General features: G+C 70.8%; 14 protein-coding genes. 8 read left to right on the top strand and 6 right to left on the bottom strand.

All coding sequences use genetic code 11. The annotated features are described in order from the left end of the window. The first annotated feature begins 37 nt into the window (after positions 1–37). A complete protein-coding gene (locus BKA15_RS18030) occupies positions 38–1,150 on the top strand; it encodes a hypothetical protein (protein WP_179753025.1) in 1,113 nt (370 codons plus the stop codon). On the opposite strand, the gene BKA15_RS18025 is transcribed toward BKA15_RS18030, so the two are convergent. Beyond that, complete coding sequence (locus BKA15_RS18025) at positions 1,073–1,582, bottom strand: 2'-5' RNA ligase family protein (protein WP_179753023.1); 510 nt, start codon at positions 1,580–1,582, stop codon at positions 1,073–1,075. The two genes, BKA15_RS18030 and BKA15_RS18025, sit on opposite strands and share 78 nt — an antisense overlap. Before the next feature lie 83 nt (positions 1,583–1,665). Here BKA15_RS18025 and BKA15_RS18020 point away from each other — a divergent pair, with 83 nt between their 5' ends. Then, positions 1,666–4,026, top strand: coding sequence for a phosphoketolase family protein (locus BKA15_RS18020; protein ID WP_179753021.1), 2,361 nt, complete (start codon positions 1,666–1,668; stop codon positions 4,024–4,026). Positions 4,027–4,031: 5 nt separating this feature from the next. Here the strand turns inward: BKA15_RS18020 and pyrH are convergent, their stop codons facing one another. From pyrH to BKA15_RS18000, 4 genes are all read right to left on the bottom strand, one after another. Next, positions 4,032–4,757: a UMP kinase gene (pyrH, locus tag BKA15_RS18015; RefSeq protein ID WP_179753019.1), complete on the bottom strand. Its 726-nt coding sequence runs from the start codon at positions 4,755–4,757 to the stop codon at positions 4,032–4,034. Then, complete coding sequence (locus tag BKA15_RS18010) at positions 4,757–5,281, bottom strand: SRPBCC domain-containing protein (protein WP_179753017.1); 525 nt, start codon at positions 5,279–5,281, stop codon at positions 4,757–4,759. The genes pyrH and BKA15_RS18010 overlap by 1 nt, the downstream gene beginning before the upstream one ends. Then, complete coding sequence (locus BKA15_RS18005; RefSeq protein ID WP_218871433.1) at positions 5,278–5,658, bottom strand: ArsR/SmtB family transcription factor; 381 nt, start codon at positions 5,656–5,658, stop codon at positions 5,278–5,280. The genes BKA15_RS18010 and BKA15_RS18005 overlap by 4 nt, the downstream gene beginning before the upstream one ends. A 76-nt stretch (positions 5,659–5,734) precedes the next feature. Next, positions 5,735–5,875, bottom strand: coding sequence for a DLW-39 family protein (locus BKA15_RS18000; protein WP_179753015.1), 141 nt, complete (start codon positions 5,873–5,875; stop codon positions 5,735–5,737). A gap of 73 nt (positions 5,876–5,948) precedes the next feature. Here BKA15_RS18000 and BKA15_RS17995 point away from each other — a divergent pair, with 73 nt between their 5' ends. From BKA15_RS17995 to BKA15_RS17975, 5 genes are all read left to right on the top strand, one after another. Further along, positions 5,949–6,563 (top strand): hypothetical protein, encoded by a 615-nt coding sequence (locus BKA15_RS17995; protein WP_179753013.1) that lies wholly within the window; start codon positions 5,949–5,951, stop codon positions 6,561–6,563. Between the two features lie 144 nt (positions 6,564–6,707). After that, positions 6,708–8,012 (top strand): sensor histidine kinase, encoded by a 1,305-nt coding sequence (locus BKA15_RS17990; RefSeq protein ID WP_179753011.1) that lies wholly within the window; start codon positions 6,708–6,710, stop codon positions 8,010–8,012. A 10-nt stretch (positions 8,013–8,022) separates the two neighbouring features. Further along, complete coding sequence (locus BKA15_RS17985; protein ID WP_179753009.1) at positions 8,023–8,682, top strand: response regulator; 660 nt, start codon at positions 8,023–8,025, stop codon at positions 8,680–8,682. A gap of 109 nt (positions 8,683–8,791) precedes the next feature. Further along, on the top strand, positions 8,792–9,580 hold the full coding sequence (locus BKA15_RS17980; RefSeq protein ID WP_179753008.1) for an ABC transporter ATP-binding protein: 789 nt from the start codon (positions 8,792–8,794) through the stop codon (positions 9,578–9,580). Further along, on the top strand, positions 9,581–12,061 hold the full coding sequence (locus tag BKA15_RS17975; RefSeq protein ID WP_179753006.1) for an ABC transporter permease: 2,481 nt from the start codon (positions 9,581–9,583) through the stop codon (positions 12,059–12,061). Between the two features lie 18 nt (positions 12,062–12,079). On the opposite strand, the gene BKA15_RS17970 is transcribed toward BKA15_RS17975, so the two are convergent. After that, complete coding sequence (locus tag BKA15_RS17970; protein ID WP_312879105.1) at positions 12,080–12,466, bottom strand: winged helix-turn-helix transcriptional regulator; 387 nt, start codon at positions 12,464–12,466, stop codon at positions 12,080–12,082. A 55-nt stretch (positions 12,467–12,521) separates the two neighbouring features. On the opposite strand from BKA15_RS17970, the gene BKA15_RS17965 reads away from it, so the two are divergent. Next, positions 12,522–13,364, top strand: coding sequence for an NAD(P)H-binding protein (locus BKA15_RS17965; protein WP_179753004.1), 843 nt, complete (start codon positions 12,522–12,524; stop codon positions 13,362–13,364). The last annotated feature ends 50 nt before the right edge of the window (positions 13,365–13,414 follow it).

The raw sequence follows: 13,414 nt of genomic DNA, 5'->3' as shown, positions 1-13,414 counted from the left end.
CCGATCCACGGACCCGGGCCGGGCTAGGGTGAACCCGGTGATCGAGCTGCCCCGGACCCCGGCCGACCGTGCCGCCTGGCTGCTCCGGATCGCCCCGCTGCTGTGGCTGATGATGCTGATCAACGACGCCGGCATGGTCACCCTGGTCGCGCTGTTCGGTGAACCGCTCGCCTTCCCGGGGCAGGACCGCCACGACGCACCGTACGACATCCCGATGGTGCCCATCTCACCGGAGCCGCTGCTCGTGGTCGCCGCGTTCGCCGCCGTCTGCTCGGCCGCCGAGCTGCTGATCGCGAGCCGGCTGCCGGCCGGGCGCGGCCCGGCCCTGGTGCTGCTCGGGGTGGCCACGGCGCCGTACGCGCTGCTGGTGGCGGCCGCGGTCGCGTTCAATCCGTTGACCGTGATCACGTTCGGCGGCGGTGACGCGGGCATGCCGGAGGTCGCCCCAGGTCCGTTCTGGTATCAGCCGACCCGGGGCATGCTGCTGGTCGTGATCACGCTGCTTCGGATCGGAGCCGTGATCATCGCGGGCCTGCGCGACCCGGACCGGACCACGGACGTCGTGCCGACCCGGCGCCGCCCGTTCGGGGTCCTGCTCGCCGCCCTGGCCCTGCCGGCCCTGATCGGCGTCGCCGGCCTGATCATGATCAGCAACGGTCTCGCGGTGGTCGACCAGGTGAACCGCGCAACAGCGCTCGGCCCGGAACCCTTTGCGCTCAAGACGTTCTGGTGGCGCACGGTCAGCCGAATGCTGATCCTGATCGCGCTGCTCGCGGTCGTCGGCGCGGCCTCCGTGATCACGCTCCGACTGGTCCATGCGGTGACGGCGCGCCCGGCCCGGGCCATCGCGGCCGGCTTCACCGCGGCCGCCTGGCTGCCGGTGCTCTATTTCTGCCTGTTGATCAATCCCGGCGGCTGGCGGGCGCCGCTCCGGCTCGGAGCCCAGCGGATGGAGGTCGCCTGGTATCCGCCGGTGCTGACCGTGATCATGATCGTCGCCGTCGTGGCCCTGGTCGCCCTGGCGATCGCCCTGATCTGGCCCGGCACGGCGCACTGGCTGGCGACCGGCACCTCACCGGATCCGCGTCACGTCCCCGCGGCCGACCACGACGGCGTTGATCGAGACGGCGGTGCCGCTGATCGGCAGTGAGGCGCGGGCGGTCGCCACGGCCGGCCCGATCTGCCGTTCCGGCAGGCGTTTCGCGACCGTGCAGTGCGGCACCAGCCGGCCGGGCCGGAGTTGATCAAGCTGCCGTACCGCACCGTCGTCGAGGATCCCGTGCAGCACCCGGTGCAGCTCGGTCAGCTCGGGGGTGAACCGGACGGCGAGGAAGACGACGCCGCCACGGCCCGGGAAACAGCCGGCGGCGTCCAGGTGGATCGCCGGCAGTGGCGGCAGTTCGGCGGCGATCCGGTGGATGATCTTCAGGTCCGGATGATCACCGACCGCGAGCGTGACGTGCGGATGCTGCCGTACCGGAGCCGACGCCAGGGAAGCGATTCCCTGCCGCTGCAGCGTTTCCCAGACCTCCCGTACCGCCCGGTCGGTCTGGTGATCGAAGAACAGCTCGATCGCGATCATGACACCGAAGCCTAGGTGTAGCCAGATCCGGTCGCGGGTACCTACGGTGGAGGCGCGCTCGGATCACACGACGAGGGGACCCGATGTACGAACTGCCGGACTCAGAACTCGCCAGCATCGACGCCTGGTGGCGGGCCGCGAACTATCTGACGGTCGGCCAGATCTACCTGCGGGACAACCCGCTGCTGCGCCGGCCGCTGACACCCGAACAGATCAAGCCGCGGCTGCTCGGCCACTGGGGCACGAGTCCCGGCCTGTCCTTCATCTACGCCCACGTGTCCCGGATCATCCGCGACACCGGCCAGTCGACGATCTACCTCACCGGACCCGGCCACGGCGGTCCGGCCCTCGTCGCGGCCGGCTGGCTGGAAGGGACCTACACCGAGGTGTTCCCGGACGTCACCCGGGACGAGGCCGGGATGCGCCGGCTGTTCCGCCAGTTCTCCTCGCCCGGCGGCATCCCCAGTCACGTCTCGGTGACCACGCCCGGCTCCATCCACGAGGGCGGCGAGCTCGGCTACGTGCTGGTGCACGCGTTCGGCAGCGTGTTCGACAATCCCGACCTGCTGACGATCGCGGTGGTCGGCGACGGTGAGGCGGAGACCGGACCGCTGGAAGGTTCCTGGAAGGGGATCTCGTTCCTCAACCCGGTCCGCGACGGCGCCGTGCTGCCGATCCTGCACCTCAACGGCGCGAAGATCGCGAGCCCGACCGTGCTCGGCCGCAAGTCGGACGCCGAGGTGCGCTCGCTGCTCGAGGGACACGGCTACCGAGTCGTCGAGGTCAGCGGCTCCGATCTTCCCGGCATGCACCGGCGGTTCGCCGCGGCGCTGGCCGAGTGCTACGCGTCGATCCGGGAGATCCAGCGAGAGGCCCGCGATCGCGGGACACCCGGCGAACGCCCGCACTGGCCGATGATCATCCTGCGGACGCCGAAGGGCTGGACCGGTCCGGCGGTCGTGGACGGTGAGCAGGTCGAGGGCACTTGGAGATCGCACCAGGTCCCGCTCTCGGGGGTACGGGAGAATGCCGATCACCTGGCCCAGTTGGAGTCCTGGCTGAGGTCGTACCGACCCGACGAACTCTTCGACCGCACCGGCACCCCGATCGCCGAGATCCTCGCGGCGAACCCGACCGGCCAGCTCAGGATGAGCGCCTCTCCGCACGCCAACGGCGGCCTGCTCACTCGTGATCTTGACCTGCCCGACCTGCGCCGCTTCGCAGTCACCGACGACGAGTTCGGTACGGCGATCGAGTCGACCCGCCGGCTCGGCGACCTGCTGGCCGAGCTGTATCGCCGCAACCCGGACCGGTTCCGGTTGTTCTGCCCGGACGAGGTGAACAGCAACCGGCTGGGCTCGGTGTTCGACGTCTCGGACCGGATGTTCGCCGAACGGGTCGAGCCCGGCGACACCAAGATCAGCGCCGACGGCCGGGTGATGGAGGTGCTCAGCGAGCACAACTGTCACGGCTGGCTGGAGAGTTACACGCTGACCGGGCGGCACGGCTTGTTCGCCAGCTACGAGGCGTTCGCGATGGTCAGCGCGTCCCAGACCGTCCAGCACGGCAAGTGGCTGGAGGAGGCGAACCACCTGCCCTGGCGGGCCAAGGTGCCGAGCCTGAACATCCTGCTCACGTCGACCTGCTGGCGCAATGATCACAACGGCTTCTCACACCAGGGACCGGGGCTGATCCAGAACGTGATCACGCACCGCGGCGACGTGTCCCGGGTCTACCTGCCGCCGGACGCCAACTCCCTGCTGCACGTGGCCGATCACTGCTTCCGGTCCCGCTCCTGCGTGAACCTGATCGTGATCGACAAACAGCCGCAGCAGCAGTGGCTCACCTTCGACGAGGCGGCCGACCAGGTCGAGCGCGGCGCGGCGATCTGGCCGTGGGCGGGCAACGACGGCGGCACCGCCGATCCGGACGTGGTGCTGGCCTGCGCCGGCGACGTGGTCACCATGGAGACGATCGCCGCGACCGAGATCCTCAACGAACGGATGCCCCAGTTGACGGTACGGGTCGTCAACGTGATCGACCTGATGGCGTTGCCGCGCCGCCGTGATCATCCGCACGGGCTGACGGACACGTACTTCCGCGAGCTGTTCACCGATCATGTGGACGTCGTGTTCTCGTTCCACGGCTTCCCGGGCGCGATCCATCAGCTGGTGCACGGCCGCCCGGACGCGGACCGGTTCCACGTCCGCGGCTTCATCGAGCAGGGCAGCACGACCACCCCGTTCGACATGACGGTCCGCAATCGCGCCTCCCGGTTCCATCTCGTGATGGACGCGATCAACAACGCCCGGCGCACCCCGCCGGGAGCGTCGGAACTGCTGGCCTGGTGCGAGGAACGGATCGCCGATCATGAACGCTACGTCGTGGAGGAACTGGAGGATCTGCCGGAGATCCGGGACTGGAGCTGGACCCGGAAGGGCTGATCAGCTCAGCGGTGCACGATCGTTCCGAGGTCCTCGCCCTCGCAGATCCGCTGCATGACGCCGTGGCCGTCGATGTCGAAGACGTGCATGACCAGGCCCTGCTCGCCGGCCAGCACGAAGGCGGCCGCGTCCATGATCGAGATGCCTTTCCGGATCGCCTCGTCATAGGTCAGGTCGGTGTAGCGGCAGGCGTCCGGGTTGATCTTGGGATCGCTGTCGTACACGCCGTCGACCCCGCGCTTGGCGACCAGCAGCGCGTCGGCCTCGAGCTCGAGGGCCCGCTGCACCGCCGGGTAGTCGGTCGTCACGTACGGCTGCCCGATGCCGCCGGCCAAGATCACGATGTAGCCGCGGGACAGGTGCGCCATCGCGCGCAGCCGGATGAACGGTTCGGCGACGCTCTGGATGCCGATCGCCGTCATCACCCGGATCTCGGTCTTCGCCTTCGCGGTCAGCACGCCGCGCAGCATCAGCGCGTTCATCACGGTGCCGAGCATGCCGATGTTGTCCGCCTCGGCCCGGCCGATGCCCCAGGTGTCGGCCATCCGGCCGCGGAAGTAGTTGCCGCCGCCGACGACCACGGCCACCTCGACACCAAGATCATGAACGGTGAGCACCTCGTCGGCCAGCCGGTCCAGCACCGCCGGGTCGACGCCCCAGCCACCGTCATCGCCACCGGCGAGTGCCTCGCCGCTGAGCTTCAGCACGACCCGTTTGTAGCGCGATGCCATCAGCCGTCCCCTTCCAGCACGCGTCGCCAGGCCTCGTGCGCCGCACGCTCATGATCGTCGAGCCGGTCGGCGGTCCAGCGCTCGGCTCCGGCTTCGGACCCGAGCGCGAGCAGGCACCACTCCCAGCCGCCACCGTACCCGACGACGAGCGGCTCCGAGGCCACCGCGTGATGTCGGAGGGTGAGCTCCACGTGATCTTGGTCGACCGGGCGCAGCGCTGCCGTCACCAGCGACGCCGGCCGGCCCTGCCACTCCCAATCCACCGCGAGATCGGTCGGCGGCGTGCAGCGGCGCACCGCGACCCGGGCCGGAGCCAGGGCGTCGCCGGAGCCGATGTTGATCACCAGGGTGCGACCGTCGGCCGACCGTTCGGCGACCGGCCCGAGCCAGCGCGCGATCCGGTCCTCGGTCGTCAGCGCCGCCCAGAGTCCCTCGGTCGAGGTTCGGTAGCGATGCCGGAAGGTCTGGTCGAAGCCGGCTCCGGACCTGGTCACCGACCGTTCGAAGAGTTCGACGACGTTCATGCTGAGGCCTTTCCGGGCTGGTCGGCCGGCGGGTTCCGGCGACGGGATCGGTGTCCGCGCGCGACCTCGGTCTCCAGCGCGGACAGGGCGCCGGCCCAGACCGACCGGCGCCGGCGCAGCCAGCCCTCGGCCTCGTCCAGGGACTCCGGGCGCAGCGTGTAGATCCGATGCCGGCCCTCCGGGGCGCAGTCGGCGACCCGCGCGTCCCGGAGCAGCCGCAGCGCATTCGATACCGCGGGCTGGCTGACCCCGAACTCGTCGATCACCGCTGAGGTCAGCTCACCGGCCGTGTGCGGGCCCTCCGACAGCAGCTCGATCAGCCGGCGCCGGACCGGGTCGGCCAGCACCTCGAAGATGCCGGTGCGCGGATCGTTCACCGTACAGTTATATCATTAAACAGTGATATTTGGGTACGTGAAGCAGCACTGATCCGGCTCGATCAGGAGTTTCCGGCTACTGGTGCGGGCTGGACACCCGGTCCGTCGCCTCGGCCCAGAGCTCCGCATCGGCCTGCATCTGGAGGTTGCGTCGCCGCGCCGCGATCAACGCTCCGGCCACGACGGCCCCGACTACCAACAGCACCTTCCATTTCACCCGGCCACCATAGCCCCCCGTTCGGAGTCGAGGCGATGCGCGGCGTCGTCGACGCTCCGATTACCGTGTGTCCATGAGTCGCACTGCGGCCACCGCCGCAATCTCCCGCCGCACCCGCGTTCGGTGGCTGACCCGCCGCCTGGTGCCGACGCTCACCGCCGGTCTGCTGCTGTTCGGCGCGAGCTGCACCTCGACTCCACCGCCGTCCGCTCCGCCGAGCCCGGCGCCCTCGACGCCCGCCTCGTCGGCTCCCAGCTCCGAGGACGGCTTCACGTTCGACGACATCGCGGAGTTCGAGAACGGCCTGACCATCGAGGTCGCCGGAACTCCGCTGGCCCGCAACGCCGGCAGCCACGAGAAGGGCGCCGAGGAGACCAACGGCGAGCTGATCGTCGTCGCGGTACTGATCAGCAACGGCGGCACCGAACCGTTCCCGGCCCAGGACAGCCTGATCACCGTGCAGTACAAGGACGTCGAGGACGCGAGGCTGATCGTCGACGACACCGGCGAACTGCAGGCCGGCTTCAGCGAACCGATCCCGGCCGGCGACGACGCGACGGTGACGCTCGGCTTCGCGGTCCCGTTCAGCGCGCTGGACCAGATCTCGGTCACCGTCGACCCCGGCGACGACGTGAACGAGCCGGTCACCTTCACCGGCGCCGCGGAACGTGAGGACGAGGCCGGCTGATCCGACCCCGGACACGCACCGGTTCCGACCGTGGACCGATGAACGGGTCCGGATCTGCTTCTAGTCTGGCCCCGTCATGAAGTCGCCCCACACAGCGATCCTGCTCCGCCGCGCCCTGCCGAACCGTGCCGCGGAGGCTCCGTCATGACCGCGACCTCCGGGTACCTCAGCGGGCCCGCCCCGGCCGGCCCGCCGCCGACGGTCCGGGACCCGCACTGGGCCTTCGACTTCGGCTTCTGCGTCGCGCTGCAGATCGTCTGCGTGGTCCCGTACCTGCTGGGTTACGAGGGACTGATGTCCACCGGCGACGGCCTGATCGCCGCCGCCCTCTCCTTCGCGCTGACCGCGACGGTCATGATCCGCCGGCAGCTGCCCCGGCTCGCCGTCCTCGCCGCGGCCGGGCTCGCGCTGATGATCGCGGCCCTGATCAGCGAGCCGGTGATGGCGATCATCGTGGTCCCGATCATCGTCTACACGGCGGCCCGGTGGACCGACCGCCGGTGGGGCCGGATCGCGCTGGCTCTGGCCATGTTCGGGTCCGTTGTCGGCCCGGTGCGGTGGGTGTTCCGGTTCGGCTTCGACGTCGACAAGGGCGCCCTGCTGATCGTCACCGCGTTCGCCTGCGCGTCGATCACCGGCGGCGCCTATCTGCTCGGCCGGCGCCGCAACGAGTGGGCCGAGAACGCGCACCAGCGGGCCCAGTCCGAGCTGGAACGGCAGCGGCTGCTGATCGCCGAGGAGGCGCAGCGGGAGCGGGCCGCGACGATGACCGAACGGCAGCGGATCGCCCGCGAGTTGCACGACATCGTCGCCCACTCGCTGTCGGTGATCGTGGTCCAGGCCGAGGGCGGCAAGGCCCTGGCGGCCAAGCGGCCGGAGCGGGCGCCGGAGGTGCTCGGCACGATCGCCGAGACCAGTCGGCAGGCGCTCGCCGAGATGCGCCAGATGGTCCGGCTGCTGCGCGGCGAGGCGGAGGAGTCCGATGCCGAGTACGTACCGACGCCGGGGATTGATGATCTTGGTGACCTGGTCCGGCGGACCAGCCCGCTGGCCGGCTTCAACGAGTACGGCGATCGGCCCGCGGTCAACCAGGCGCTCGGCCTGACCGTGTACCGGATCGTCCAGGAATCGCTGACCAACGTGCTCAAGCACGCCGGGCCGAACGCCCGGAGCTGGGTCCGGATCGCGTACACGCCGGGCAGTATCGAGCTGGAGATCAGCGACGACGGACGGGGCGCGGCCGCGGTCGGCGACGGGCGCGGCAACGGCCTGCGCGGCATGGCCGAGCGGGTCGGCGTCCACGGCGGTAGGCTCAGCGCACAACCGCGGCCCGGTGGTGGATTCGTCGTGCGGGCATCCCTGCCGCTGGACGGCTTCCGTTCGGGTCCGCCGCATCAGCCAGCAGCACCATCATCACCACCACCGCATCCGAACGTGCGTCCCTTCTAGGAGTCCCAGCGTGCCCATCCGTGTCTTCCTCGTCGATGATCAAGCCCTGGTGCGGGGCGGCTTCCGGATGTTGATCGAGGCCGAAGACGATCTTGAGGTGGTCGGCGAGGCGTCCGACGGCGCCAGTGGATTCGCTGCCCTGCAACGGACTCCGGCCGACGTCGTCCTGATGGACATCCGGATGCCGCGGATGGACGGCGTCGAGACGACGAAGCGGCTGGCCGCTGCCGGGAACCCGGTCAAGGTGCTGGTGCTGACCACCTTCGATCTCGACGAGTACGTCTTCGCGGCACTCAAGGCCGGCGCCAGCGGCTTCCTGCTCAAGGACTCCCGGCCGGAGGAGTTGCTGTCGGCCATTCGCAACGTCGCGGCCGGCGACGCCGTGGTCGCCCCGAGCGCGACCAAGCGGCTTCTTGATCATGTCGTGCCGAAGCTGCCCGGGACGTTCCCAGGCAAGACCGACGAGCGGCTGGATCTGCTGACCGCACGGGAGATCGAGGTGCTCGAGGAGATCGCGATCGGCGCCACGAACTCCGAGATCGCCGGCAAGCTCTACATGGCCGAGGGCACCGTGAAGACCCACATCGGCCGGCTGCTGTCGAAGCTGCAGATCCGGGACCGGGTGGGCCTGGTCCTGTTCGCGTACGAGGTCGGAGTCGTCGACCGCTAGTGCCCTTCAGACCGGGGTCGTAGCGGACTCCGGTCCGCGCTCCGATGTCTGGACCGGGCGTGGTTTCTAGGTTCGGGGGTGCAACGTCACCCATCGAGGAGCCAGCCTGATGTCCACCCCTGCCGCAGCCGCACGCCGGGCCGCCGTCGCCGAACCGCCGGTCGAGGAACTGCCGCGCGTGATCGCGTCGACGCTCAACCTGACCAAGGTGTACGGATCCGGCGCCACCGCCGTCCGGGCCCTCGACTCGGTCAGCGTCAACATCCACCGCGGCACGTTCACCGCGATCATGGGGCCGTCCGGCTCCGGCAAGTCGACCTTGATGCACTGCCTGGCCGGACTCGACTCGATCACCTCCGGCCGGGTGTTCCTCGGCGGCCACGAACTGAGCGGCCTCGGCGACCGGGAGCTGACCCGGCTGCGCCGGGACAAGGTGGGCTTCGTCTTCCAGTCGTTCAATCTCTTGCCGGCGCTGACCGCGGCGGAGAACATCGCACTGCCGCTGGACCTGGCCGGCCGCAAGCCCGACCATGATCATTTCCAGGCCGTGGTCGAGTCGCTCGGGCTGACCGGGCGGCTGCACCACCGGCCCAGCGAGCTGTCCGGCGGACAGCAGCAGCGGGTCGCCATCGCGCGTGCGTTGATCACCCGGCCGGACGTGCTGTTCGCCGACGAACCGACCGGTGCCCTCGACTCCAAGAACGGGCACGCCCTGCTGGCCGAGCTGCGCCGGGCCAGCCGGGAACTGGGCCAGACCATCGTCATGGTCACCCATGACCCGATCGCGGCCAGCTACGCGGGCCGGGTGTTGATCTTGGCCGACGGTCGGCTGGTCGATGATCTTGATCATCCGAGTTCCGAGGACATTCTGGCGACGATGCGGGAGCTGGGTCAGTAGATGTTGCGCCTCGCCCTGCGGGAACTGCGGAACGCGCCCGGCCGGATGGTCGCCGTGCTCGGTGCGATCGCCATCAGCGTCGCGTTCCTCTCCGCCTGTATGACCTTCCTGGAGACCGAACAGGCCGCGGTGGCCAAGGCCGCGACCGAAACCGTCTCCACCAGTGATCTTGTCGTCGACGCCGAGTCCTCCGATCCCGGCCAGCTGGCCGCGATTCGCGCCGTACCGGGGGTGACCGCGGCCGAACCGCTGTGGTCCGGCCGGCTCCAGTTCCGCGGGCCGGAGGGTGCCGGGGTGCTCCGGATCAACTCCGTCTCCGAGACACCCGCACTGCGCTGGGCCGAGCTCACCGAGGGGAGCTGGCCGCTGAGTGCGGACCAGGTCGCCGTCGGCCAGGCCACGGCGCGGCAGCACCGGCTCAAGGTCGGCGCCGAGGTGGCGGTCGACGACGGCAGCGACAAGCGCCGCACCATGATCATCACCGGCATCGTCGACCAGTCCCAGTCCCTGTTCTCCGGGATCCAGGACTCGGGCTACGTCTCCGGCGCCTACTTCCGGAGCCAGCAGGCCGGTGATCCCGCGGGTGCGGACCAGTGGCCGGTCCGCTATCTGATCACCACCGCGCCGGGCGCCGATCCCGGTCAGGTGATGGAGGCGCTGCGGGCGACACTGCCGCCGACGGCCGTGGTCGCCACCGCGGACGAGGTGGCCCAACAGACGCTGCTGATGCTGTCCGGCGGTGTGGACACGTACGGGTATCTGTTGCAGGGCTTCGGCGCGGTCTCGCTGCTGGTCGGCGGGATCATGATCGCCAACACGTTCGCGATCCTGGTCGCCCAGCGGCGCCGGCAGATCGGCCTGCTCCGGGCGGTCGGCGCGACCGGCGGCGACGTGCGCAGGATGGTCCTGACCGAGGCCTTGCTGGTCGGCGTCGTCGGCTCGGTCGCCGGGGTGGGGCTCGGCATCGGGCTGGCCACGATCGGCGCCGCCGTGTCCGGCTCGATCGGCAACGGCCTGGCCCTGCCCTGGCTGCCGCTGGTCCTGGCCGCCGCGGTCGGCGTCCTGGTCACCGTCGTCGCCGCCAGCGTCCCGGCGGCCCGGACCAGCCGGATCACTCCGCTGGAGGCGCTCCGCCCGGTCGATGATCATCGGGTGGAGCGGCGCCGGACCATGATCATCGGCGGCCTGGCCTCGATCTTGATCTTGGCCGGCGGCGCGGTGATCGGCTATGCGTTGACCGCGCGGACCGGGGTGCTGCTGCCGGCGATCGCCGGCGCGTTCGCCCTCGGTCTCGGCATCGTGGTCGCCGCCCCGGTCTACGTACCGCTGCTGGTGCGGGCGGTCAGCCTGGTACTGCGCCGGTTCGGTCCGGTCAGCCGAGTCGCGGCGGCGAACACGCTGCGCCATCCCGGCCGGGCCGCGGCGACCTGTGCGGCCTTGATGATCGCGGTCGGCCTGGTGGTGACGCTGCAGGTCGGCGCGGCGAGCGTCAAGGCGACCACGGACGCCGACGCGCAGCTGCGCTACCCGGTCGACGTCACGGTCTCCGCCGGCACCGAGCCGCTGCCGGTCGACCTGATCACGCAGGTCTCCGACGTGTCCGGGATCAGCGCGACGACCACGGTCCGGCAGGCCGGCGGGACGCTGACCGGGCTTTCCGACGGGCCGCTCATGGTCACCCTGGCCGGGCTCGGGCCGAACGCCGGCACCGTGGTCCGGGACGGCTTGGAGCCGTTGGCTTCCGACGACGTCGCGCTGATCGGTCCGTTTACGGCGCGGCAACTCGGCCTCGCCGAGGGTGATCAGGTCTCGGTCGAGGTCGGGGGCCGTACGGCGACGTACCGGCTGGCGGTCAGCCGGATCCCGGAGGACTTCATGCTGGTGGTCCGCGAGTCGGCTCTGGCCGCTGTGGCTCCGAAGGCGCCGATCGCCGCTGTCTGGGCGTCCGCGTCGGACCGGTCGGCCGCCCAGGCGGTGTCCGCCGGCGTCGTCGCGGCCGTCGACCAGCGGGAGGGCGTGGTGATCAGTGGCTCACTGGCCCAGGCGGCGCAACTGAACCAGCTGATCGACGGGCTGCTGGCGGGCGCGACCGCGCTGCTCGGTGTCGCGATCGTCATCGCCCTGATCGGCGTCGGCAACACGCTGGGCCTCTCGGTGATCGAACGGGAACGCGAGTCGGCCCTGCTCCGGGCCCTCGGCCTGGAGCGCCGGCAGCTGCGCCGGATGCTCGCGATCGAGGCGGTGGTGCTGGCCCTGGTCGCGGCCGCGGTCGGCGTCGGCGCCGGGATCGGCTTCGGCTTTCTCGGGACCACGGCGTTGGCCCGCGAAGCGGGCATGACGGCGACCGTGTACGCCATCTCGGTGCCGCAGACCGTGTTCGTGGTCGCCGCGGCCCTGCTCGCCGGTGCCGCCGCCTCGGTGCTGCCCGGGCTCCGCGCCGCCCGGACTCCCCCGGCCGCCGCCCTCGCCGCCGCCACCTGAGCTCGAGTTCGTATGAACTCAGCGGGGCAACGGCCCCGTGTACGCCGCCCGCGCCTGCTCGACCTCGGGCAGGTGGGCGGCGGACCATTCGCCCAGGGTGGCGAAGACCGGGGCTAGGCTCCGGCCGAGGTCCGTGATCTCGTACTCCACCCGTGGCGGCACCTCGGGGTGGTAGCGGCGCTCGACCAGGCCGTCCCGCTCCAATTGGCGCAGCCGCTGGGTCAGCACCTTCGGGGTGATCCGGTCCAGCCGCCGCTCGAGCTCGACGAAGCGCTGCGTCCCGAACTCGTGCAGGACCCACAGGATCGGGGTCGTCCACCGGCTGAAGACGACATCGACGACCGGCGCGATCGGGCAGGCCTGCACCGGATCGGTCGCCGGGTCCGGTCGCCAGGTCTTCTGCACGGCGCCAATACTATCCAGGGGGAACCTGCTTTCCCGATCCTCGTACCGTGCCGGCATGATCACTGTCACCGGTGCCACCGGAAACGTCGGACAACCACTCGTCACCGCCCTCCAGAAGGCCGGACACCCCGTCACCGCGGTCTCCCGAGGCGTCTCCGGACCGGCTCCGGCGCAGCCCGGGGTGCGTTCCGTCGTCGCCGATCTCGGCGATCCGGCGACCCTGCCGCCGGCCTTCGAGGGTGCCGACGCCCTGTTCCTGCTCGTCTCCGGAGCCGGCGCGCACGTGGACGGACCGCGGGTGCTGGCCCTGGCCCGGGACGCCGGGATCGAGCGGGTCGTCCTGCTCTCCTCGCAGGCCGCGACCACCCGCCCCGAACAGCCGTCGCACGAACCGCTCCGCGTTCTGGAGGAGGCCGTACGGACCTCGGGGCTGGACTGGACGATCCTGCAGGCCGGGGGCTTCCACAGCAACGCGGTCGCCTGGGCGCCGACCGTCCGGTCGGAGAAGGCGGTCTACGCGCCGTTCGGCGACGCGGCGCTGCCGAGCGTCGATCCCGGTGACCTGGCCGAGGTCGCCGCCGTCGCGCTCACCGAGCCAGGACACACCGGCCGGACCTACACGCTCACCGGACCCGTCGCGACGACTCCGCGGGAACGCGTGGACGCACTGGCGGAGGTGCTGGGTCATCCGCTGAGCTTCGTCGAGGTGAGCCGGGAGCAGGCCCGCGCCCAGCTGCTGCAGACAATGCCGGAGCCGGTCGCGGACGGCACGCTCGCCATCATCGGTGCCCCGACCCCCGACGAGGTCGCCGTCGGCCCGGACGTCGCGGCGATGCTCGGACGTGCTCCGCGGCCGTTCCGGGACTGGGCGGAGCGGCACGCGGCCCTGTTCCGCTGACCCGGCCCGCCGCGCCGACCGGTCACTTCCGCAGCGACACGCCGCCAAAA

Origin of the sequence: Microlunatus parietis (assembly GCF_013407955.1) — a bacterium.
Taxonomy (GTDB): domain Bacteria; phylum Actinomycetota; class Actinomycetes; order Propionibacteriales; family Propionibacteriaceae; genus Microlunatus; species Microlunatus parietis.
Note: the sequence above shows the minus strand (reverse complement) of the source record. Positions and strands in the feature narration are given on the sequence as shown.